The organism is Butyrivibrio sp. VCB2001 (genome assembly GCF_000423965.1).
In the GTDB taxonomy this organism is placed as follows: Bacteria; Bacillota; Clostridia; order Lachnospirales; family Lachnospiraceae; genus Butyrivibrio.
On the sequence record NZ_AUIZ01000013.1, the window covers coordinates 31,322 to 54,470 of the forward strand.

Genomic DNA, 23,149 nt, shown 5'->3' on the forward strand with positions numbered 1-23,149 from the left:
GAAAGCAATGAAGGAAGAAAGTATGTTGCGGCGGGTTCCGCCGAATAATCTGGAAGCAGAGCAATCTGTAATTGGGGCAATGATACTTGACAGAGGAGCGATCAAAACAGCTGCTGAAATATTGATTGAAGAGGATTTCTATTACAGACAGCTGGGAGCGATGTTCTCTACGATGGTAAAGCTAGAGAATGAGGAAAGCGCTGTTGATCCGGTTACTCTGCAAAATCGACTCAGAGAAAAGAATGTTTCTCCTGAGGTTTGCAGTGGCGAGTTTATCGCAGGGCTGGTAGAAAAAGTACCGACATCAGCCAATGTAAAGTATTACGCCAACATCGTAAAAAATAAGTCTATGCTACGTAAGTTGATTAAGGCATGTAATGATGCTGAGAATGCGTGCTATACAGAATCTGATAATGTGATTGGCGTTTTAAACGATGCTGAGAAAACAGTACTAGAGGTAACGCAGAAGAGAAGTGCAGGAGAGGTTGTTCCTATTGATCAGATTGTCATGGATGCACTTAACCTTATGGAAAAGGCAAGTAAAATGCAGGGGCATGTTACCGGTGTTGCTACGGGCTTTACTGATCTGGATTATAAGACCACCGGTTTTCATTCAGCGGATTTGGTGCTTATAGCTGCTCGTCCTGCCATGGGAAAGACTGCTTTTGCCTTAAACATGGCAGAGTATATGGCGCTACATGATAACAGATGCGTTGCGATTTTTTCTTTAGAGATGCCAAGAGTCCAGCTGGTCAACAGGCTTATTGCGATGGATTCCCGTGTTAGTTCAGAAAATATTAAAAGCGGAAACATGTCTGATGGAGAATGGAGCAGTGTTGTTGATAGTGCCGGTGTTATAAGTAAGTCAAAGCTCATTATAGATGATGCCCCTATAATCACTCTTCAGGATATTCAGGCAAAGTGTAGAAAATTCAAAGCAGAGTCCGGATTGGACGCTGTCTTTATCGACTATTTGCAGCTTGTGAAATATAAGCAGGGTAGAAATGGCCCATCTTCAAGGCAGGAGGAGGTTGCAGAAATTTCCAAATCGCTAAAAGCGCTTGCCAGAGAGCTTGAAATACCGATTATTGCTCTTTCGCAGCTGAATCGTGATACAGAGAAGAGAACGGATCATATCCCGATGCTGTCTGACCTTAGAGAATCAGGATCTATTGAGCAGGATGCTGATATGGTGATGTTTATTCATAGGGAAGATGTCTATGATCACGACTGTGAAGAAAAGAACGTTGCCCAGATTATTATCGCGAAGCAGAGAAGCGGCCCTACAGGAACGGTAAAGCTGGCATGGCAACCAGAGTATACGAGGTTTGCAAATCTTGCAATGGAGAGAAAATAGTTTATCAGTTTCGCAAAGGAGATAACATGCCACTTACTAACAACCAATACAACAGTATTATGCAGCAATATGAAGATTTGCGCATTCGCCATAGACGCGAGCGGGAGGAAAAGCTGCAAGAAATATATGATAATGTCCCCGGATATAAGGAGCTTGATGAACAGACATCTACTGCCAGTGTGGAGTTTGGAAGACGAATTATAGCTGGAGAGAAATTGGATAAAAACCTTTTGGATTCAAAATTAAAAGCTTTAGCCGCTCAAAAGGCGGAGCTTTTAAAAAACTCTGGCTATACAGCAGACTACCTGGACTTCGAATACAAGTGCAAGGATTGTAAGGATACAGGATACATAGGGAATGAAAAATGCCATTGTTTTAAGCAGAAAATAATCGAGACTTTATATGACAAGTCAAATCTTCGATCACTGACCCAGGAATGCAATTTTGCAAATATGACTGATTCGTATTACAAGGGCGAGGATCTTGATAGATTCAGAGGCTTAAGAAAGGTTGCGGAAGAGTTTATTTCTTCCTTTAACACTGACTATCAGAACCTTTTCATATATGGCCCTGTTGGTACGGGCAAAAGCTTTATGACCATTTGCATTGCAGATGAGCTTTTAAAGAGAGGAAACTCAGTTATTTACTTTGGCGCCATTGGCTTATTTGAGCTTATTTCGGAATATGCATTTGATTTCAAAAACAAGGCCTGGTTAAGGGCGGTATACGATGACCTTTACGACTGCGACCTCCTTGTTATTGATGACCTTGGGACAGAGATAACGGGCAATTTCGTGAGCAGAGAACTGTTTTCCCTGCTTGAGGAGCGGAAAAATCGCAAGAAATCAACAATCATTACTACAAACTACTCTCTTGAGGGGCTGCAGAGTATTTATTCTGACAGGATTTTTTCTAGGATCACTGGGAATTATAAGATACTCAAGCTTTCAGGACCGGATATCCGTAAGGAAAAGAAACTTGCCCAAAAAGACTTGGAAAGTAAGCGTAGTAATACTGACTGATATGGTATGCGACGTACCCGGAAGAGGCAGAAACCATGGATATTCCAGTGCTTTGGATAATCACAAATGAAGATGTTACCCCACCTTGGGGTAGGATTGCCAGGATAAAATGCCAGGTAGTATAGTTGATGTATTAGGAGGTATTTGTCATGGACAGTAACTATGATTTTCAGAAGTTTGCCGATTTTATGAATGATTGGAATTTAATGGAGAAATTTAGCGATTCAGTACTGAAGGGACTGAGGTTTTCAGTAATCTTCCTTGAAGGAGAAGGAGCTTTTTGCGACTGGATGGTTAGCTTTACATCTAATAAGAAAATGCAGCTTGCTGAAGCAGAAGAGACCAGGAAAGAGAGCCTTCGAAGGATATTTGGTGGCTATGATATCGAGTACGATCCGGATGACTATTTTTTTGAAGTAGATGATGAAGAATTCATAGAAAACGCTGTGGATGAGTATAACGTTGCACCAACTGTAGAAGAGCTCATAGATACAACATTTGAGGCTCTTATAGATCTGGCGAAGAGCACAGCTTTTGATGATGATAATGCCAAGGATGTTGAAAAAAGGCTACTTGGTAAGAAGGCTGAGGCGATTGAAGCTATCGGTTGAGTGAAAAATCATAAGAATATTGTAAAAATGCGCAGAGTGGTCAAAATATGTCCACTCTGTTTTTTATACTCTAAGGGGATGTATACATTTTGAATTGTTGGGAGAGGTGAAGTATGAAAACAGAAGAACGTAACGAGCTTATAGTTAGGAGCAAGGACTATAAGAAGTCAAATGAACTTATTAATGCGATGGGCATAGGTACTGCTCTCAGCCAGAAGCTCTTTGCTGTTGGAATGCTTAACATGCATATAGATGAGACCAACAACGTTGTGGCAACAATACAGGGGACGCAGCTTAGAAAGCTGTTTAATTCAACCTCTGGGTCTCTGTATCAGCATATTGAAGAACTTTGTGACCAGCAGATCAAAGGCTCTACTATTTTCCAATGGCAATTACTCTTCAAGGACAAGGAAAACGGGAAGATAGAAGCACACCAGGTTGTGACTGATGCAATTTTTGAAAAGGGTGTTCTTACTCTAAGGTATAACAACTACCTTACTGATAAGATCACGAATTTGAAGAAAGGCTACACGACACTAAGCCTTGCGGAGACGCTCAGCCTCAAGAGTGTATATTCCTTGAGAATGTATGAGATTTTCAAGTCGGCCTATGATTATCAGAAAGCCTTAAAGAAGAATATTAACGAATGTGTCCTGGAGTATTCGCTGGTGGAACTAAAGCTGGAACTTGGAATAATAACTACCGGTGGAAATAAGGAGATCAAAGCAGAGCTCGAGAAAGAATACCCCAACTACGAAAGAATTGGGGAAATTGTAGACTCCATGGGGGATAAGGCCAATAACAAATACAAGGAGTATAAGGTTTTTAACAGGAATGTCCTGAGTAAGGCAAAAGAAGAACTTAACGAGAAAACCTGCATCCAAATGGACTATGAGCCTATGAAGAGCGGCAAAAGAGCCACCGGAGTGAGGTTCTTCATTGCCAGAAAAGATCTTGTGGAAGAACCTGTAGAGCAGAAAGCTACATTGACTGATGATCTTTTGGACGAGTTATATGACCTGATGCATGAGAACTTCAGGCTCAGAGAGATTCGGGAGATAGCAGATGCCGCGGAGTATGACGCTGAGAGGATTCGAAAAGCATACAACTATATGCTGAACTATAGCAATCCTATTGATAACGCAATAGCCTTTATGAAGGATTGCATTAAGAAGGAATACTACAATCAGGAAAAGAAGCCATTTTTCCCAAAGAAGAATTCATTTAACAATATTATGCAAAGAGACAACATCGATTTTGATGAGATGGAAAGACTATTGGTAGATAACTAAGAACGAGGTGAATCATGAGTAGTAAAGCAAAAAAGAAAAAACATAATGCATATAGCACAGGACTTTTTGCAGGAATGCCTGTCTTAGCAGAAAGAGCTGCTGACTCAAATCGTAATGAGCTATCTAAGAAATTCATACAGGTGTCAAAAGAGTTTGACACTATGATGAATGAGGTTAATGGAAAGAGTAAGACTAAGAAATATATGACATTTTGGCTGGATTTTGAGGGGCAGAACCTGTTTGATCAGTATATCGATATGTCGTATTTAAGTGATGATTTTGAGGATGCCAATTTCTTTTTGGTTGATGCAGGTTCCAAGTATGAGGCGGCCAGGCAGTTTGTAACCGGGAAATATAATGACCTGATAAGACGAAATAAGAGATCCGAAATACAGAATATGTGTCTGGAATACATCTTTGAGGAACTGTCAGAGGGCGAACACGTTCAGGTAGAAGGCAAGATTGGGCACTTGATAAGTGCAATTGAGAATCTCATGGAAGCTTATGAGATTGATGATGCTTCCTCTGAAGAAATGGATCCATTTAAGATGTTCTTCAGTAAGAGTAATGTAAGCGAGCTTTTTACGCCAGAGGTAGAACTGGAGTTATTCATTAAGGAGAATATCCATAACGTTGGAGTGTTGGAATTAAAAACTTTTCTTCAAACATAAGGCAAATCCTAAATAATTTACAGGTGTAGACAATCTTTGTCCTATCTCTTTTGTAATATGTTGAATGAAAAAGAAAAGTGAATAGGAAAAGTCTTATGAAAAGGAAGGATAAATCAAATAGTGAGTTCTCTGCAGGGAGTGAATTCTCCGCAAGGAGCGGAAACAAGTATTCAATACAAAGATTGATTGGCGAGGGTGGTCAAGGTTGCGTTTACGAGGCTTCTTGCGAGGGAGAAAAATATGCCCTCAAGTGGTATAAAACAGGAACGCAGGGAAGACCTGAACAGAAAGAAATCATAGAAAACCTGATCAGAAGAGCAAAACCGTCTGAGGCCTTTTTGTGGCCAATTGACCTAATTGAGCATGGGGATGAGTTCGGATATGTCATGCTATTAAGGCCGCCAGGGTATTTAAGCATTCCGGCTTTACTGTCAAGAAAAGCGGAGCCGTCATTTATGACAATCTGCAAGATTGGATATAATCTCGTGGCAAATTACAGAAAGCTCCATGCGAGCGGATATAGTTATTGCGATATAAATTTCGGCAATGTTTTTTTTGACGCTGAGACAGGTGATGTTCTGATATGTGACAACGATAATGTGACTATAGATGGCATGAAGCAATCACTGGCAATGGGAACTATAGGGTTTATGGCACCCGAATTGGTAATGGCATGTGAAAATCATACGTCAGAGCGCCCATCAACAGTCACTGATTTACATTCGCTTGCGGTGTTATTGTTTTATCTTTTTATGATTGCAGATCCATTCCAAGGGGAGCTTGTCAATAAGATAAGATGCTATGATCTGGCGGCAAAAGTTCAGATTTATGGCAAGAATCCAGTGTTTATTTTTGATCCTGTAGATAAGAGCAATAGACCAGTTAAAGGCATTGATGACAATGCCATTATTTTTTGGAATTTGTATCCGGATTATTTTAAGGATTTGTTTGTCAGGACCTTTACAGACGGTTTACATTCACCCAAAAAGCGAGTGCAGGAAATTGAATGGCAGAATGCAATCATCAAAATGATGGATGAGATGATCACTTGCCAGAATTGTGGGGCGGAAGTGTTTTACAATCCACTGATAGAAAAGTCGCATGCGGCTCATACGTGCTGGTTTTGTGGGAACTCTTTATGTGTTCCAGCCAAGCTTGAAATTGGTGATATGACAATACTGTTGAATTCTGAGTCAAAGATATCAGAGCACCATATTAAAAGAAATTACAACATGGAAAAGACAGTTGCAAGAATTACAAGGCATCCAACTTATTCGAATGTCTGGGGACTAAAAAATGAAAGCACACAAAACTGGATATATGAAAACAGTAGTGGTGAACAACAAATAGTAAAACCAGGAAAGTCTGCAACAGTTTCTCACAATGCAAAAATACTGTTTGGAGAAGCAACTGGAGTATTTAGAACGAAAGGGGAACAATAAAAATGAAACGACCAGGAAGAGAGTTGGCTAATAGACCTTTACACTTTATTTGGATGGTTGATTGCTCAGGATCAATGTCAGGGGACAAGATATCAGCCGCAAATTACGCTATTAAGGATGCCATACCGGGTATGAGGCAAGCTGCTGAAGAAAATCCTAATGCGCAGCTTTTGGTAAGAGCGTTGAGGTTTGATAATGGTGCGTCCTGGATAACTCCTGCACCTACGCCCGTTGAAGATTTTGATTGGGATCCATTGGATGCAGCAGGTCTTACTGCGATGGGAGCTGCATATGGGCTGCTATGCGATCAGCTGGAGATGCCTCCGATGCCAGAAAGAGCTCTTCCACCTGTAATTGTTATGCTCTCTGATGGTAATCCTACAGACGAGTATAAAGCAAATCTGGATAGACTATTAAAGCTTGCGTGGGGAAAGAAAGCAGTTAGAATTGCTATCGCAATTGGAAATGATGTGGATAGAGCCATATTGGAGGAATTCACATGTAATCCAGAACTTGTTTTAAAGGCTGAGAATGCAGCGCAATTATCAAGTATGATCAAATGGGCTTCCACTGTCGCTAAGCAAGTATCTTCTCCAGTCAGCATGGCTGTTACGTCGGATACTGATGGTGGTGATATGCCAATCGATATATCTGGCATTCCCAGTGGTGATGCCTCAGTTTCTGTTTGGTGATAGGAGCATTCAATGGGGATAAACACATATGCCAAGACGGTTCAAGGATCAAGCCACATCAGAGTCAAGAAAGTGTGTGAAGATTACTCCTGGTATGATAAGCACAAGAATATGCGCGATTGGACCGTCTGCGCTGTAGCGGATGGTCATGGAAGTGATAAGTGTAAATATAGCCATGATGGATCAAGACTTGCTGTTGCAGCTTTCTGTAAAGTGGTTCGCGATGCTATGGAGAATGATTCTGAAACACTAAATCATATGCAGATAAATGAGCTTCTGTGCCAGGAGTTTGTTGTAAATGTTAAGCGGGAGTGGAAGAAGAGAGTAATTGAACTCCATTTAGCAAATCAAAGAGAAACGGATAATTCTTCTATGAAGAGGACATCTGTTAAACTGGCACATGTTAAAGCCGAGGACATGAACTACTCCAATAAAGAGATTGATTATTTGTTGTATGGAACTACATTGATCGGGGTAGTACAGGACAATGATAATACTATGATATTTCAAATTGGAGACGGTGATGCGGTGTATGTGGACAGAAAAGGGGCTGTTCATCTGACAGAAAGCGATAATCTATTAGGCGTTGAAACACATTCCCTGGCAGAGGAAGATTACACTGATCACACGAAGTTAAAGATCTTGAATTTTGGTAAAACGGAAAAAAATCCGTTCATGATAATTCTAACCACGGATGGATTTAGTAATTCATATACAGATGATAAAGCTTTTTTGGACACATGCTTTGAGTATTTTTATTTTGCAAAGAATAAAGGTTTCAAACGGCTATGTGATGGATTAGGAGATAATAGGACTGGTTGGCTTAGAGAAATAAGCGATGGCGGTTGTGGTGATGATGTTTCGATTGCAATGCTGTATTATAAGCCAAATATAAAGGATTATCTCAGACTTTTCACAAGGAAATACCTGAATGCCTAGGAAAAATGATGCTGAATTAAGACTGATTAGCACAATATTCTCTAGTCGGCAAAAGAAGAATAATGAACTGTATACCAGATTTTCCGGAATAATGATTCCAAAATCACGACTTAATAAGGCGATAAAGCTTTACAATGAGCGGATCGTAAGTATCGATACCATCTATCACGCTCATCGTACGGTCTTGGATCCAAAGAGTAAGGATTTTGAAGATAAGCTGATTCTGGTAGCAAATGCTCATGTTCGTGGGAAGATGTCGATGGAGACTGTACAGGTGAAGCTTATAACTTACGGTATAGTTGATGCGTTCTGTGAAAAATGCGGCAGAAAGTCAGATGGGCAAGATAGAAAAGATGCTGCCAAACTGTGTGAGCATGAAATTGCTGTACTGAAATATATAGACGACTATCTTGTTGCGGGGAATGAGTATTTTGGAGCAGATTCCAACAATAATCTCAAATATTATGCAGAGGTGCTTGCGGGAACCAGGAGTGTGGACTCTTTAAAGCTTGTTTCTCGAAAAAGCAGCTTGGAATCACGATATTTGGGTGATTTTCCTGGCATGAGTACGTTGATTGATAGGGTAACCGGAGTATTTCTGTCGGATTCATGTCTGTGGAGCAGTGATAAAAGAATCAAGGCAGTTATTCTTGATGTAATGCCTGAAAAACGATTAGAAAAAAACATAATCAGGATACTGATAGATGAAGGCATAAATGAAGACCTGGAAATCCGCAAAGACATAGAGGGGATAGCCAATAGGTATATTTCAATCCTGGTGTATGAGTATGGTGTAGGAATGGAAGTTGCTAGATCCATCGCCTATTTTTGGATTATTTGCTATGAACGTATTATGGGGAAAAGCAAAAAAAATAATAAAAATCTTGACATGGACATATAATGTCCGATATATATGATAGTGTAATAACAGAAACAACAAACAAAGATTTTTCATGATTCTAAAATGAATTTCAAGAAAGGAGGACGATCATGAAACACACGATGAAAACTAACAACATAGCAACAATAGACAACAGGGGCATGATTGTCCGCCGTCTTTATTTCTAAAACTATTTCACACAAAGAAAAAGGACTGGTATAGGGACAAGACATTAGGCCTCTGAGGATTAGAGGTGTTTTTTGTGTACTCATTTACACAGGCACCTGCAACGGAGGTTTTATTTTGATACCAGTAAAAGGAAAATATTCAGATGCCATGATCATGTGCATGGGGAATGTCGCTGATGGAAATGTTGACCAGTATGCAATTGCTCAGGTACAGATGATCAGCGACATCGAAGCTACAAAGGGTAGCAAGATCCGTGTAATGCCTGACGTTCACCCTGGAAAGGTTGGACCTATCGGGCTCACAATGACAGTGACAGACGCAGTTCTTCCTGCACTTATCGGAATCGACATTGGCTGTGGTATGAGCATGGTAAAGATTGGAAAGATCAGAAAGGATTTCCAGAAGCTCGACACAGTCATCAGAGACAACGTTCCGGTTGGATTCAAGGTAAGAAACACTGTTCACAGGGATGCAGCAGATTTTGACCTTGAGAGACTATCCTGCTTTAAGCACATCAGAGATGATAAGGCAATGCTCAGTATCGGAACTCTTGGCGGAGGTAATCACTTTATTGAGCTCGATGCAGACGAGAATGGAGAGGGATATCTGATCATTCACAGTGGCAGCCGTCACCTTGGCAAGGAAGTTGCAGAGTATTACATGGACAAAGGACACAAGTATTTAATGGAGCACGGAAAAGATGATGTTCCATATGAACTTACTTACCTTACAGATGAGCTTCTTTCAGACTATCTTCATGATATCCAGGTTGTTCAGGAATACGCTGAGCTCAATCGTCACATCATTATGAAGGAAATCTGCAAGGGAATGAAGTGGAAGGTAACAGATGAAAAGAGCTGCATCCATAACTACATTGAGCAGACAAATGGAGCAGCTATCCTTAGAAAAGGTGCCATCTCCGCTAAGGAGAATCAGGAGGTGATCATACCAATAAACATGAGAGATGGCGTAATCCTTGGAATCGGCAGAGGCAATGATGAGTGGAACAGCTCAGCACCTCATGGGGCAGGCAGAATCTCATCCAGAGAGAAGGTTACAACCAGCCACACAGTGTCTGAGTTTAAGGCTTCCATGAAGGGAATTTACACAAGCTGCATCAGCAAGGACACATTGGATGAGGCACCCTTTGCCTACAGGGATATTGATTACATCAAAGAGGCTGTAAAGGAGACTGTTGAGATCACAAAGCTCCTTAAGCCGGTTTATAACTACAAAGGAGGCAATGCTTGAAAATAAAGTTCGATAAGTATCATATCAGGCTGCGAAATGCCGAGCATACGATACTTATTCCGAGAAATACCTCTGGTATTCACTGGAACGCTGTTGGCGGTGAATGGGGAAAAGAGCTTATCGGTGACCGGGAAGCTTTATATGCACTTTTATATGCATGTGCAGTGCTTACATATGATCACAACAAGATAATCTATTTCCCCATTAAGGGAAACGAGCTTAACGAAGAGGATTTTCTTAACTACAAGCATGATGTCGTGTTCACTACATACAAGAGCGGTCTTCATGTTAGTGACTGGAAGGAATACAGACAGATCATCAGAAAGATGACACCACAGACTTATACCTTCGATTATGACAGAAAAAGAATTGATGCCCATGCAAAGGAGGTAGAGGACCAGGACTTCTGGCACTACAAAGTAAGAGAAAGAACATGCGTTGGATATGAGAAGGATGCATTTGACACATGGTTCACAGCTCTTGATGGACAGGCTTATCTTTCAGGTTACGGAACACTCAGAAAGATGGCAGACAGACCACTGGAAAATGAATTTGTGAAGTGCCAGGATTATCCACCGTATGAAACATTTCTTACGTATGAGCCCGCGACAAGGCATGGAGGCAGCTATAACGAAAAGTACTGCTATGGATTTATGTTTTACGATACATCACTGGTTCCGGCTATGAAGGCATATATGGAAAAGATCCGTAGTGAGAAGAAGTTTGACGAGAAAAAGAAAAAGCTCGTAGTAAATGAACACGATACAACCAAGACCAAGAGCGACCTCAGGAATATCAGGGTTGCAAAGAAGAAAAAGACAAAGAAAGAGGTAGTAGATACATGATATTACAGATCAGTTCTGGAATGGGCCCAGTCGAATGTAGAGCAGCTGTAGGCGGCATTTTCAGAGCATTACAAAAGGAATTTCCGGATATAGAGATGATTACAGGCGTGAAAGGAGAGGTAGAAGGAGCCTATTCATCAATTATTTTTACTTCAGAACAGGACTTGTCCGCCCTTGAAGGCACAATGCAATGGGTATGCAAGAGCGGTTACAGACCGGGGCACAAGAGAAAGAACTGGTTTGTGGACGTAAGCATCATCGAAGAACCTGATGAAGTGGATGAGAAGATTACGGAAGACAAGATAAGAACCGAAAAGTTCCACAGTGGAGGACCAGGCGGACAGCATGTCAACAAGACAGAGTCTGGAGTTAGGATTATCCATCTTCCTACAGGCATTACAGTGTCCTCCACCAAGGAAAGAAGTCAGTTCATGAACAAGCAGGACGCACTGAAGAAGCTTTCTGCAGTTCTTAAACAGACAAACGTAGATAGTAAGGATAAACAGAAAAACAGCGCGTGGAGTAAACATGCCCAGATTGTTCGTGGCAATCCCGTGCGCATTTACGAAGGCGAGAACTTTAAGCTTACCTTCGTAAAGGAAGAAGAGGAGAACGAAGATTTATGAATCTACCAGTAACAGTAAACCAGGAAGAATTACTGGATATTCTGCTTAATATTGCACCAGCAAGACCCGTTTTTATCTGGGGAGCACCAGGAATCGGCAAGTCTGCTCTTGTAGAGGAATTCTCTATGGAAGTTGGACTTGAGTGCGTTTCGCTTCTTGGAAGCCAGCTTGCACCTGAGGATATTATCGGTATTCCTCAGATCAGAGGAGAGACATCAGAGTTTCTCCCTCCAAAGATGATTGCAAGAAAAGAGCCATATGTTCTTTTCCTTGATGAGCTCAATGCATGCTCACAGGAGGTACAGAAAGCCTTTTACAGCCTTATCTATGAGAGAAGGATTGGTGAATACCACCTTCCTGAGGGTAGCATTGTCATCGGCGCAGGAAACCGAACACAGGATGCAGCAATAGTCAAGACAATGTCCAGCGCACTTATTAACAGAATGTTTCATGTTCAGCTCAAGCCTGACGTAAAGAGCTGGCTCACATGGGCTTATGGAAATGGTATCCACAGCTGGGTAACTGATTATATCAGCCAGAGACCTGATCACCTTTTCTCTGAGCCTCCAAAGACAGAAGAGCCATTCTCCACACCAAGATCATGGCATATGCTGAGCGATGTACTTAAGGAATTTGGAGCTGGGGAAAAAGAGATCTCAATCGAGACTATCAGAATGCTTGCTTACGGAAGCATTACAGCCAGCCATGCTGGAATGTTCGCTGCATTCGTAAAGCAGCTTGATAATAAGTACCTTCTTGAAGACATCATCAAGGGAGACGCAAGATGGCCTGAGAAGCCTGAGGACAGAGATGTTCTCTACTTCCTCGCACAGTCTTTCAGAGCAAGACTTCTTCATGACCTTCCTGAGAAGAAGGCTGAGATTGACAAGAAGAACCAGTACTTTGCACACAGAGCAAAGTCTCTTTTAAAGGAACTTGCACAGCTCAACTACGAGCTTGCACAGATGGTAGTATCTGCTGATGACGGAAAGGTACTTCCTGAGTGGTTCATGATCGAGATTGTAAGAGACCTTCCCAGACTCGTAGCACAGGAGAAGAAAAAGGATGGGAAAACAGCATAAGGAAAGAGAAGACCCAAATCTTGTCCAGCTTAGAAAGGGAATAGACCTTGTATATGAAAATGAGGTTTTCAGCCATTTTGCAGCCTATTACCTTGAGATGGCAGGGAAGGGTGAGATTGGGAAAAAGACACCCGCATGTTCAAAAGCAGATGGCACAATCCTTGTAAACAAGCAAATCAGCCTTGCACCAAAGCAGTGGGCTTTCGCTATAGCTCACTGCATTCTTCACAACTGCTTTGGACACTATGACCTTGATAAGGTACCAGGATATATGGTGGAGGATGCATCGGGAAAGAAGATTAAGAAAGCAAGTTTTAATCCGAAGCTTTGGAATATTGCCTGCGATATCTACGTAGATAGATTTCTTCATGACATCAAGTTCGGAGAGCCTTTTAATCAGTCACCGGTAGGAACAATCCCTTTCAGTATCATGGAAGATGAGTACAAGATTTACGACTATCTTGTAAGAGAACACTGGGATGAAAACAATAATATCTATGGCGTAGGAGACCTTGATTCTATGGACATGATTGGCCTTGATAAGCCAATTGAGTACGGAATCGACAGATGGGGCAGACAGGAAAAGAATGAGTTTGCCAGTGATTTTGCATATTATCTTGCAAAATCCGTATCAAACGCAATCGACTATGTTTCTGATCATGAGGAGGAGAACTCTTTTGGAAGAGGCATAGCCAGCTGGTTTATAAATGCATTTCCACTTCTTGGAGCTATTGCAGCATCATTCAAGGTGGTTGATGATATCGAGGAATGCAGGAAGTATGACATCAGCATAGCTGCAGTGGATGCTTATGAAGGAATCATCTACATCAATACATCCAAGAACATGTCAGAGGAGGAGTGGAGATTTGTCATGGCACATGAGTTTCTTCATGCAGCTCTGCTCCATCACAGAAGATCTGCCGGAAGGGATCCATATCTTTGGAACATTGCTACAGACTATGTGATCAATGGCTGGCTTTTTGAAATGCAGATAGGAGTTATGCCTGAAGGCGTACTGTATGATCCTGCGCTTAAGAATAAGTCTGCTGAAGAAATCTACGATATGATATGCCAGGATATGAGGACTTATATGAAGATGAACACCTTCAGAGGCAATGGCCAAGGTGACATCATGGGCAGAAGAGTTCCAAGTATGTTTGATGGCTCGGGAAGAGGAGTGTCTCTTGATGAGTTTTACAGGAATTCACTTACTCAGGGGCTTGAGTACGAGACAGGTAAACGCGGCAGAGGTTTCATCCCAGCTGGCCTTGTCGAGGAGATAAGAGCGCTTGCTGTGCCTCCTGTACCTTGGGATGTAAAGCTTTCAGAATGGTTCAACGCACATATCAGACCTCTTGAGAAGCACAGAAGTTATGCTCATCCAAGCAGAAGACAGAGCTGTACACCTGATATTCCAAGAGCAAGATACGTTGTTACAGAGAGCCAGGAAGCATCAAGAACTTTTGGGGTAATCATCGACACTTCAGGTTCTATGGCACCTTCAGATATCGGTAAGGCCCTGGGTGCAGTGGCAAGCTATTCTGCAGCAAGAGATGTTTCTGCAGCAAGAGTAATATTCTGTGATGCGGATGCTTATGACGCTGGTTATATGACACCGGATGATATCGCTGGAAGAGTAAAGGTTATTGGAAGAGGTGGCACCAGGCTTCAACCTGCAATTGACATGCTTCAGAACGCAAAGGATTTTCCAAAGGATGGTCCAATCCTCATTATCACAGATGGCGAGATTGACCAGCACCTTGATATAAAGAGGGAACATGCATATATCATGCCTGTTGGGTGCAGGCTTCCTTTCAAGGCAAAGGGCGAAGTTTTCTATATGTAAAAATGGTATGATGAGCTTTAATGCCCGATGTAGCCTAAGACTCGGCAAGTAGGCAAGAATATGGTAGACATATAGTGTCTTTGCTGTTCTGTATAATAGAATCATAAGGAACTGACAACGCGCTTAAAGAGGAGAGAAGAATGTTAGGAGCTATTATCGGTGATGTATACGGGAGCATATATGAATTTGACAATGAAAAAGACAAAAGCAAGATAAAGCTGAGCAGATTCAGCACCCCAACAGACGACAGCATAATGACAATAGCTATATCTAAAGCACTTTTGATATGCTACGACGAGCTTATTAGCAAGACCAAAGATTATGAAAAGCATTTTTATGATAAATGCGAAGAAGTAATGGTTGCTTATGGTAACGCATATTCACGTAAGGGTTATGGCGGGCGTTTTAGAAAATGGCTGGTTGATCCAAACAGAAAACCCTATGGAAGTTATGGTAATGGCTCTGGTATGAGAGTATCACCAGTTGGATGGATGTTTGATTCCCTGGAAGATACTCTTAACATAGCAAGGATAACAGCTGAGCCTACTCATAATCACCCAGAGGGAATAAAAGGTGCTCAGGCAATAGCGGCAGGAATATATCTTCTTAGGAGTGGTAAAACCAAGGAGGAAGTGAAGGCATATATCTCAGAAACATTTGACTATGACCTGGACAGAAAGCTTGATGCCATCAAAAAGAACTATAGATTTGAGGTTTCATGTCAAAAATCTGTTCCAGAAGCAATTATTGCCTTCCTGGAAGGCGAGTCATATGAGGAAGTCATTCTCAATGCTATCTCTCTAGGTGGAGATAGCGACACAATAGCATGCATGGCAGGTGCTCTTGCAGAAGTTGTATATAAGATCCCAAATCATATGAGAGTGGGTGTGATTGAAAATATTGCAAATCAGCATGAGCTAAAGCCAAGAGACTTTGAGTTCTATAACAAAGTAGTTGTTAAGAAGAAAAACCCTGATTTCCAAGAGCCACCGGTTGAGTTTGAGTATAGTAAATTCAATCCTTTAGAGTACTTGAAGGAATTAGGATTAGGAAGGAATCTGGAATGAACGCAAGTGATGTTATAAATAGGATAGCTGAATACTTTGACAAGGAAGAATTGAAATATGATTACAATGAAGAACTAATGCGTTTTGACTATGGTTTCTGCATAGATAACGAGATCGTTCAGAAGGCGGATTGCCTAATCCTTGTTGATTCAGACGGAGATGATTGCCAGATTGTGGGATATCCAAACATAAAAGCTAAGCCAGAAACCAAGAAAGAATTGGAATCTCTTTTGTTTGGAATTAACTGCAATATGTTCCGTGGTATGTGGCAGTTATGCAAAGATGAAGTTCGCTACATAAGGAGTCTGGCATTGGAAGGAGATGCAGTTCTTACGGATGAGATGCTTGATATTGCTGTATTTAGCGTACCAAATATCATAGCAAAATATGCAGATTCGATGATAGCAGTAGTGATGGGATATTCTACTGCAGATGATGAACTGAAAAAGTTGTACGAAGAAGAGGATACCGAAGACCAGAGTGAAGAGGCAGAGGAAAACTCCAATCAGACAGAGTACGACTTTGATGAACTTGAAAGCATTTTATTATGGGTAAAAGGTGATAAGGATGAAGGAGATAACAGGAAAGTATAATACCGCAAAGGTCTTCACAGATAACTGCGAAGATGTTTGTGTTGAGCAGATAAGAGACTTACTGGATCAGGAACCATTCCGTGATTCAAAGGTAAGAATCATGCCTGACTGCCATGCCGGAAAGAGTTGTGTCATTGGTTTTACAGCTGATTTGGGAGACAAGATCATTCCCAATGTGGTAGGAGTTGATATTGGCTGCGGAATGTTGACAGTAGAACTTGGCAAGGAAGCCATCGACTTTGACAGGCTTGATAAGGTTATAAGGCAATATGTTCCTTCCGGAAGAGAAGTTAATGAAGGACGTCTTATGAGATTTCCCAAGCTTCAGGAGATGAAGTGCTACCGTGAGCTTCAGGACACTAAGAAGATGGAAAGAGCTATTGGCTCACTTGGCGGTGGAAATCATTTCATCGAGATTGACAGGGATGATGATGGAAACCATTACCTTGTAATCCATACCGGAAGCAGAATGCTGGGAACAAGAGTCTGCGAGATCTATCAGAAGATGGCGGTTGGCCTCCACACTGGCAAGGAAGCACTTTGGGATGAAGAGGACAGGATTAAGAGAGAGTATAAGGCTGCAGGTAGAAGATCAGAAATTCAGGAAGTGATCAAGGAACTTCACCGTAACTTTAGACAGACCACTCCGGATCTTCCGCTTGACCTATGCTTCTTGCATGGAAAGTACAGTCAGGACTATTTATATGATATGAAGATTTGCCAGGAATTTGCTGATGAGAACAGGCACATGATTGCTAGGATGATCATTGATAACTATGGATTCAAGCCTCTTGGAGAGTTCACTACAGTTCATAACTATATTGATCATGATAGTAACATAGTAAGAAAGGGCGCTGTTTCAGCGAAGAAGGATGAAAGGCTCATTATTCCCATCAATATGAGAGATGGCTCTCTGATTTGTGTCGGAAAGGGCAATGATGATTGGAATCAGTCAGCTCCTCATGGTGCTGGAAGAAGGTTCTCTAGGACAGAGGCTTTCAATAGATTCACAGTAGAAGAGTTCGAGAAGGCTATGAGTGATGCTGGAATCTACACTACATGCGTTAATCATTCAACGCTGGACGAGAGTCCATTTGCTTATAAGGGAATGGGAGATATAGTTGATAATATTGAGCCTACAGCTGATATTGTGAAGATCATAAAGCCGGTATATAACTTCAAGGCTAACAGTACTACAGTCAAGAAGACTACAAGACAGATTGAGAAGGAAAGTGAAAACGAAAGTTCTAATGACGAGTAATGTTTGCTAATGCGTTCAAATTGATTTAAAAAAGCGAGCGCAACAATTTATAAACACCTCATTAAAAAAGAGTGTTTTTACTGTAAAGATGCGGATTTGCAGGCTTGTTAACATTGACACATTTTGTCCGTCTCACTAATATTATTTTATAGGAATTCTTGGCAAAGCAGCCGAAAGACTGTGACGTAAAACTATTAGGGCCTTTAACATGGTAGCCAGTTGTTAAAGAATTTTGCATCGTCAGGAATGGCGGTGCTTTTTTGGTTGACAATGGAGATTAGGAGGAAGAAATATGCTTGATAGGCAAACAAATGCAAATAAAGCAAAATTAGCGTTGATGGTGGCAGAAAAATATGGTTTTGACGACATTGTAACTGGTCTTAAGCAATTTGAAAAAATTAATGAAAATTATAAAGCGCATATTCTTCTGATTGGAGGATATAGTGCTGGAAAATCAGCGTTACTAAACAAGTTTATTGGAAAGGATGTACTTGTAGAGAATCAAGGACCAGAAACAAATGTTGCTACCGAACTATATTATTCTGTAGATGAAAAAATACTTGCCAATAATATTGATGGCACAGTAGAGGAGATTTCGTCGCCGGATAGCGTAGATGTCTCAAAGACCAGAAACATAAAATACTATATCAATAGCGAAAACATAAGGACACAGAATGAATATGTTATTGTTGATACTCCAGGATTTGATTCTGGAATCGAAGCGCATAATAAAGCGCTTATGCAGTACATCGACAGGGGAACAGCATTCATTCTGGTTATAGATTGTGAAAAAGGGACAATTTCAGATAGTGCTTTAGACTTTTTGAATGAGGCTATGAGGTATAGCACAAATATTTCGGTAATAATTAATAAGTGTGATAAAAAAACACCACAAGAAGTTCAAGACATTAAAAATCACATTGAGGAATTGCTACTTGGGTTCTGCGGAGTTGAATTCAATGTCGTTTGTACGTCAATTCATGATCCTGAAGTGACGAGTCAAATCAAATCAGTAATACAAAGTTTTGATTCACGTAAAATGTATGAACAATATGTTACTGCGAGGCTACAGACATTATTGGATTCTTTATTAGCTTCGCTACGTCTTTTGAAGGAAAAACAAAAATGTGACACATATGAGATAGATGAAGAGATTCGTAATAGAGAATATGCAAAAGAGAAACTTCTTGAGCAAATAGCGTCACAGAAAAAAAGGCTAAGTATTAAGCTCCACAATGAGGTAAAAGAGAAAATTCTTAGTAAGATGCATAGTCAACTTATGGTAAATGCTCCTATTTTGGCAGATGCATATAAAGGAGGGGTAGAATTATTTCAACAGAGAATAATTGAAATAATTCGTCCCATACTGATAACTGAAGTAGAGGGATATTCTGCAGTAGCCTGCGATGATTTTATTAAGCATCTAAATTATAGCTCGCTTGAAAATGTTAAGAATTCAGAAGAGATTGCGGAAATCGTTAATAATGTATACAACAAGATAGTATCTCTTAATGAGGCTCAAAATTTGCTGTGTACAAATATAGATTCAAGCGTAGGAGATGACGAGACCAGGCGTAAGGTTAAAGCTGCCTACAAAACAATAACATCATTGTTGGCTATCACCACAGAGGTCGTAGCTCCACCACTTGAATTAATTATTGTATTTTTGCCGGATATACTAAAATTCTTGGGAACATTAACCGGGAATACTGAAGAACAGCAGCTTGTTGATGCAATTCAAAAAAAGATTATCCCTCAGGTTATTGCCAAGATTCGTGTAGAGTTAGATAGCTCTCTATCCGATGTTGAGGATGCAATGATTGAGAGTATTAGCTCTAATATAGAAGAGATATTGGAAATAGAGAATGAAGCGCTTGAAATTGCAAAAAAGAGAAAAGAAGAATCGATAGCAGATTATGAATCATTTGTCGCTGAAATAGATGCTGATATTGCTGCGTTACGAAAGTAGGTTACCATGGGTGAAATGAATAGTGAATTATCAGAGAGATTGTTATCAGGACTAAGGGAGTTTAAGGGGTTTTACACTCAAGATTATTATTATGAATTTGAAGATAGAATAACAGGTATAGCTTCGCAAATAGAGGAATCAAGGCGGAAGGGACGGCTGCTAAAAATAGGAATAGTTGGTGAGGTAAAGGCTGGGAAATCATCTTTTCTTAATGCGTTGCTTTTTGATGGAGAGGACATATTGCCTAAAGCAAGTACGCCAATGACAGCAGCACTGACAAAGATTACATATTCAGAGACTCAATCTGCGAAAATTGTTTTTTACAGTGAAAACGAATGGGAAAAAATAAAAATGTTGTCTCATGAATATGATGAATCATTTGAAGCAATGTATGTGGATTATTGTAAAAAGCATGAAGAACAGCAAGCTCGGCTGCAAATGAATAGCATGGAAAATGTTGGATTCTATAATTATCAACCTCCGAAAACAAAAGAGGAGATGAAGATATCATTTGATAAACGTATTCCGTTAAAGCAAAAAGCATGCAAAGAACTTGTAGTAATGGCTGAGAGTAAAAAAATAGGCATCAATGAACTTTTAGGCAAAGAGCCTACAATTGAAATAAGAAATATGCAACAGGAGCTTCAGGATTATATTGGAGTAGATGGAAAATACACTCCTATTGTGAAGCATGTTGAATTGGAAATGAATAATGAAGTGCTTAAGGATATAGAAATAGTTGATACGCCTGGATTAAATGACCCAATTGTAAGTAGAAGTGAAAAGACAAAAACATTTCTACGAGATTGTGATGTTGTTTTCTTGCTGAGTTATTGTGGAGAGTTCCTGACACAAGATGACATTTCGTTCATGTGTGAGACTTTACCGAACGAAGGAGTGGAGAACATCATAATTGTCGGAAGCAAATTTGACTCGGGGATTTTAGATGATAATAAGTCAACAGATTATCGAATGGCGGCAAAATCATCAGCAAGAATCTATAGAGAGCAAGCAGAAAATAATATTAATAGATGTATAAATGGGGGATATAGAAATGAGACTGTTATTAAAATTAAGGAATCATTACCACCATGTTTTGTTTCTTCTGTTTTGTTTTCTTGTGCTGTAAAGAAGAAAACAAAACAGGGTTATTCTGAGCTCGAGGCACATATAGTAAATAGACTTAGAGAGCAATTCTCTGATTTTGTTGATGATGAGAGCACTCTTTTATCGTTATCTGGGATATTGGAAATAAAACAAAACAAATTAAAGAGAATAAAAGATGATAAACAGGCAATAATTGAACAGAAGAATGCAAACATTGTTGCTAATGGGAAAAATGCATTGCTAAAAATTTTGGAAGATATAAATATTCAAGCATTACAGAACCAGGAGGATTTGAGGAATTACGACAAAGATCAGTTGGAGAAAAAACTAAAGGCCTTGCAGACAAAACTAAATACTATGAGAAGGGAAATAAAGAATATTTTTGAAAGAAGCGCTGTTGACGCAGAAAAGTTTTTAACTGGGTTAAAAGTGTCAATAGAAAAAGAAATTGATAATTATATTGGCTTTGATGTAGAAACAAAAGTACATACTGAGGAAGGCACATATAGTTATGGTTTTTTGGGAGTCATGAAAGGAAGATATACACAAGAGATTACAACTTATCACGCAAATATATCTGATGTCATTACTAACCTTCGACAATATATTAGCAGATGTAAAGAACTGTCAAATAGTGAATTCGAGAAAATAATCAATATCAATACTCTTAAAGAGGAAGTTAAAACAACGGTAATTGGTGCTTTTGAACTTGGGGATAAGGACTTTAACGAAAACGATGTACTTATTCCATTAGAAATAGTTATTAAAAAAATCCAGATTCCTCAAATTGAAATTGAGGTCTCTGAATTTGAACCTATTATTATAGACGCATTTTCTGGTGCTTCTGTTACAAACGAGACAATACATGAATTACAACTTCTTGAAAATAAGGCTTTATCTAAAATTTCTGAACGCGTGAAGCAAGAAATTGATAAATGCCAACAGAAAGTTGAAAATTTGATGTCAGAGCAAGCAGCTACTTTCGTGGATAATATAATTCGATTATTGACAGATAATATTGAGACACTTAGAACACAAATTGATAATAAGGAGAATGCTATCAGGCAATACGAAACATTATGCAACATGATAATAGAATACAAAGCAGCAGTAAAGGACATGGAGTTATAGAATGGGATTGTTTGATGATGTTGTCGTAGAAAACGTTCTTAATGGGGATGTTAATGACTATGAAGATAATAAAATACTATCAAATAAAGAGAATGCGTTAAAGCTGATTTCTAAAGTGCTAGAAATTAAAAAAGGCAGATATTATCAATTAAGTAGAATAGATAGATTGGATAATATGATAGATGATGCCTTTTTGTCTTCTTTAAAGAAAATCCAAATGGCTAACGAAGCCCAGATTCAGATCGAATTGGCAAAATTAAGCGATAAACTCATGGAGCAAAAAAAATATACTATATTAAGGAATAAGGCGACGATAGGCATTGGAGGAAAGTTTAGTGCTGGAAAATCAAAGTTTATTAATTCGTTACTGAAATCGGGAGAGGAATTCTTGCCGGAAGATCAAAACCCGACCACTTCTATTCCAACATATATGATTTATGGAGAGAATGAAGAAATAAAAGCATTTACAAGAGATGATAATGAAGTTCTACTTAGTATAGAAGAAATGCAAGCTTTAACGCACAAGTTTTTCAAAGAATATCATATTGGTTTTTCTTCCTTTATCGATAGTCTTGTAATTGTAAACCCTGATCTCCCATACAAGGAGTTAGCCTTTTTAGATACTCCAGGATATAGCAAAGCAGATGAGATTGGAAAGGGAAGAACACAACGAGAACTGTCTGATAAAAATCGAGCTTATGAACAATTAAGAAGCGTAGATTATTTGATTTGGCTTGTAGATATAGAAAACGGAACCTTAGTTACGACGGATATAGATTTCATTCTAAAAGTCGGGGTTAGGACGCCAATTCTTATTGTTGCTAATAAGTCTGATAAAAAGAGTGAAAATGAAATAGCTTCAATTTTGGACGAAATAAAAAACAGTGCTATTGGCGCAGGCATTAACTTATATGATGTAACTGCATATTCTTCACGAAATGGTCAGGAATGGCATGATAAAGGAGTTATTAGTGGCTTTTTTGAGTATGCTTTGAACAACCCCATAAAAAAGGACGACATTATAGCAAGAATTGAAGATATTTCAGATGGAATTTCAGCGGAATTGAAAAGTAAAATTGAACACAAAACTAAAGAACGAAATGCGTTATGCGATATTATCTATAGGTCCGATAATATTTTGGAAATAAAATCATTGGTTGATTTGTATGGGGATTCTATGGAGTCTCTAAGGAGCATGAAACAATGTCGAACTGAATATAACAGGACGATAAGAAAGATTAAAAATTTGTTGAAAGAACAGTATTTAGGGGAATAA

Annotated in this window: 20 protein-coding genes and 1 riboswitch; all 20 genes read left to right on the forward strand. The window is 39.7% G+C overall.

All coding sequences use genetic code 11. The features are described from left to right. Window positions 1–7 precede the first annotated feature (7 nt). The 20 genes from dnaB (at window position 8) to G589_RS0111980 (ending at window position 23,149) form a co-directional block, all read left to right on the forward strand. Complete coding sequence (gene dnaB, locus G589_RS0111885) at window positions 8–1,357, forward strand: replicative DNA helicase (protein ID WP_026522301.1); 1,350 nt, start codon at window positions 8–10, stop codon at window positions 1,355–1,357. Between the two features lie 26 nt (window positions 1,358–1,383). After that, on the forward strand, window positions 1,384–2,379 hold the full coding sequence (locus G589_RS0111890) for an ATP-binding protein (RefSeq protein ID WP_026522302.1): 996 nt from the start codon (window positions 1,384–1,386) through the stop codon (window positions 2,377–2,379). A 149-nt stretch (window positions 2,380–2,528) separates the two neighbouring features. Next, complete coding sequence (locus tag G589_RS0111895) at window positions 2,529–2,990, forward strand: hypothetical protein (protein ID WP_026522303.1); 462 nt, start codon at window positions 2,529–2,531, stop codon at window positions 2,988–2,990. A 113-nt stretch (window positions 2,991–3,103) separates the two neighbouring features. Beyond that, window positions 3,104–4,282 (forward strand): replication initiation protein, encoded by a 1,179-nt coding sequence (locus tag G589_RS0111900; protein WP_026522304.1) that lies wholly within the window; start codon window positions 3,104–3,106, stop codon window positions 4,280–4,282. 14 nt (window positions 4,283–4,296) lie between these two features. Further along, a complete protein-coding gene (locus G589_RS0111905; protein WP_026522305.1) occupies window positions 4,297–4,953 on the forward strand; it encodes a hypothetical protein in 657 nt (218 codons plus the stop codon). A gap of 95 nt (window positions 4,954–5,048) precedes the next feature. Further along, complete coding sequence (locus G589_RS19825; RefSeq protein ID WP_029232603.1) at window positions 5,049–6,395, forward strand: serine/threonine protein kinase; 1,347 nt, start codon at window positions 5,049–5,051, stop codon at window positions 6,393–6,395. A 2-nt stretch (window positions 6,396–6,397) separates the two neighbouring features. Next, window positions 6,398–7,087: a vWA domain-containing protein gene (locus tag G589_RS0111915; RefSeq protein WP_026522306.1), complete on the forward strand. Its 690-nt coding sequence runs from the start codon at window positions 6,398–6,400 to the stop codon at window positions 7,085–7,087. A 12-nt stretch (window positions 7,088–7,099) separates the two neighbouring features. Further along, complete coding sequence (locus tag G589_RS0111920; protein ID WP_026522307.1) at window positions 7,100–8,026, forward strand: PP2C family serine/threonine-protein phosphatase; 927 nt, start codon at window positions 7,100–7,102, stop codon at window positions 8,024–8,026. After that, entirely contained in the window at window positions 8,019–8,927 is a 909-nt protein-coding gene (locus G589_RS0111925; protein ID WP_026522308.1) for a hypothetical protein, read from the forward strand. The genes G589_RS0111920 and G589_RS0111925 overlap by 8 nt, the downstream gene beginning before the upstream one ends. A gap of 321 nt (window positions 8,928–9,248) precedes the next feature. After that, window positions 9,249–10,346 (forward strand): RNA-splicing ligase RtcB, encoded by a 1,098-nt coding sequence (locus G589_RS0111930; protein ID WP_035776026.1) that lies wholly within the window; start codon window positions 9,249–9,251, stop codon window positions 10,344–10,346. Then, window positions 10,343–11,191, forward strand: coding sequence for a hypothetical protein (locus tag G589_RS0111935; RefSeq protein WP_026522310.1), 849 nt, complete (start codon window positions 10,343–10,345; stop codon window positions 11,189–11,191). Before G589_RS0111930 ends, G589_RS0111935 begins: the two co-directional genes overlap by 4 nt. Next, a complete protein-coding gene (gene prfH / locus G589_RS0111940; RefSeq protein ID WP_026522311.1) occupies window positions 11,188–11,817 on the forward strand; it encodes a peptide chain release factor H in 630 nt (209 codons plus the stop codon). The genes G589_RS0111935 and prfH overlap by 4 nt, the downstream gene beginning before the upstream one ends. Beyond that, window positions 11,814–12,899, forward strand: coding sequence for an AAA family ATPase (locus tag G589_RS0111945; RefSeq protein ID WP_026522312.1), 1,086 nt, complete (start codon window positions 11,814–11,816; stop codon window positions 12,897–12,899). The genes prfH and G589_RS0111945 overlap by 4 nt, the downstream gene beginning before the upstream one ends. Further along, the gene (locus G589_RS0111950; RefSeq protein ID WP_026522313.1) at window positions 12,883–14,745 is read left to right on the forward strand and encodes a vWA domain-containing protein; all 1,863 of its coding nucleotides are present in this window, start codon (window positions 12,883–12,885) and stop codon (window positions 14,743–14,745) included. Before G589_RS0111945 ends, G589_RS0111950 begins: the two co-directional genes overlap by 17 nt. A gap of 140 nt (window positions 14,746–14,885) precedes the next feature. Continuing rightward, entirely contained in the window at window positions 14,886–15,812 is a 927-nt protein-coding gene (locus G589_RS19830; RefSeq protein WP_081669034.1) for an ADP-ribosylglycohydrolase family protein, read from the forward strand. Beyond that, complete coding sequence (locus G589_RS0111960) at window positions 15,809–16,405, forward strand: hypothetical protein (RefSeq protein WP_022769186.1); 597 nt, start codon at window positions 15,809–15,811, stop codon at window positions 16,403–16,405. The genes G589_RS19830 and G589_RS0111960 overlap by 4 nt, the downstream gene beginning before the upstream one ends. Continuing rightward, complete coding sequence (locus tag G589_RS19835) at window positions 16,380–17,666, forward strand: RtcB family protein (RefSeq protein WP_081669035.1); 1,287 nt, start codon at window positions 16,380–16,382, stop codon at window positions 17,664–17,666. Before G589_RS0111960 ends, G589_RS19835 begins: the two co-directional genes overlap by 26 nt. Before the next feature lie 150 nt (window positions 17,667–17,816). Beyond that, window positions 17,817–17,893: riboswitch (cyclic di-GMP riboswitch) on the forward strand. A 65-nt stretch (window positions 17,894–17,958) separates the two neighbouring features. Continuing rightward, on the forward strand, window positions 17,959–19,635 hold the full coding sequence (locus G589_RS0111970; protein ID WP_026522314.1) for a dynamin family protein: 1,677 nt from the start codon (window positions 17,959–17,961) through the stop codon (window positions 19,633–19,635). 6 nt (window positions 19,636–19,641) lie between these two features. Continuing rightward, window positions 19,642–21,873, forward strand: coding sequence for a dynamin family protein (locus G589_RS0111975; RefSeq protein ID WP_026522315.1), 2,232 nt, complete (start codon window positions 19,642–19,644; stop codon window positions 21,871–21,873). A 1-nt stretch (window position 21,874) separates the two neighbouring features. Beyond that, a complete protein-coding gene (locus tag G589_RS0111980; protein WP_026522316.1) occupies window positions 21,875–23,149 on the forward strand; it encodes a dynamin family protein in 1,275 nt (424 codons plus the stop codon).

Bases quoted from the DNA above. Each gene is read 5' to 3' on its own strand.
- G589_RS0111980 (WP_026522316.1), top strand. From the start codon at position 21,875: ATGGGATTGTTTGATGATGTTGTCGTAGAAAACGTTCTTAATGGGGAT.
- G589_RS0111920 (WP_026522307.1), top strand. From the start codon at position 7,100: ATGGGGATAAACACATATGCCAAGACGGTTCAAGGATCAAGCCACATC.
- G589_RS0111975 (WP_026522315.1), top strand. From the start codon at position 19,642: ATGGGTGAAATGAATAGTGAATTATCAGAGAGATTGTTATCAGGACTA.
- G589_RS0111925 (WP_026522308.1), top strand. From the start codon at position 8,019: ATGCCTAGGAAAAATGATGCTGAATTAAGACTGATTAGCACAATATTC.
- prfH (WP_026522311.1), top strand. From the start codon at position 11,188: ATGATATTACAGATCAGTTCTGGAATGGGCCCAGTCGAATGTAGAGCA.
- G589_RS0111895 (WP_026522303.1), top strand. From the start codon at position 2,529: ATGGACAGTAACTATGATTTTCAGAAGTTTGCCGATTTTATGAATGAT.
- G589_RS0111950 (WP_026522313.1), top strand. From the start codon at position 12,883: ATGGGAAAACAGCATAAGGAAAGAGAAGACCCAAATCTTGTCCAGCTT.
- G589_RS19835 (WP_081669035.1), top strand. From the start codon at position 16,380: ATGAAGGAGATAACAGGAAAGTATAATACCGCAAAGGTCTTCACAGAT.
- dnaB (WP_026522301.1), top strand. From the start codon at position 8: ATGAAGGAAGAAAGTATGTTGCGGCGGGTTCCGCCGAATAATCTGGAA.
- G589_RS0111930 (WP_035776026.1), top strand. From the start codon at position 9,249: ATGTGCATGGGGAATGTCGCTGATGGAAATGTTGACCAGTATGCAATT.
- G589_RS19830 (WP_081669034.1), top strand. From the start codon at position 14,886: ATGTTAGGAGCTATTATCGGTGATGTATACGGGAGCATATATGAATTT.
- G589_RS19825 (WP_029232603.1), top strand. From the start codon at position 5,049: ATGAAAAGGAAGGATAAATCAAATAGTGAGTTCTCTGCAGGGAGTGAA.
- G589_RS0111915 (WP_026522306.1), top strand. From the start codon at position 6,398: ATGAAACGACCAGGAAGAGAGTTGGCTAATAGACCTTTACACTTTATT.
- G589_RS0111905 (WP_026522305.1), top strand. From the start codon at position 4,297: ATGAGTAGTAAAGCAAAAAAGAAAAAACATAATGCATATAGCACAGGA.
- G589_RS0111960 (WP_022769186.1), top strand. From the start codon at position 15,809: ATGAACGCAAGTGATGTTATAAATAGGATAGCTGAATACTTTGACAAG.
- G589_RS0111970 (WP_026522314.1), top strand. From the start codon at position 17,959: ATGCTTGATAGGCAAACAAATGCAAATAAAGCAAAATTAGCGTTGATG.
- G589_RS0111945 (WP_026522312.1), top strand. From the start codon at position 11,814: ATGAATCTACCAGTAACAGTAAACCAGGAAGAATTACTGGATATTCTG.
- G589_RS0111890 (WP_026522302.1), top strand. From the start codon at position 1,384: ATGCCACTTACTAACAACCAATACAACAGTATTATGCAGCAATATGAA.
- G589_RS0111900 (WP_026522304.1), top strand. From the start codon at position 3,104: ATGAAAACAGAAGAACGTAACGAGCTTATAGTTAGGAGCAAGGACTAT.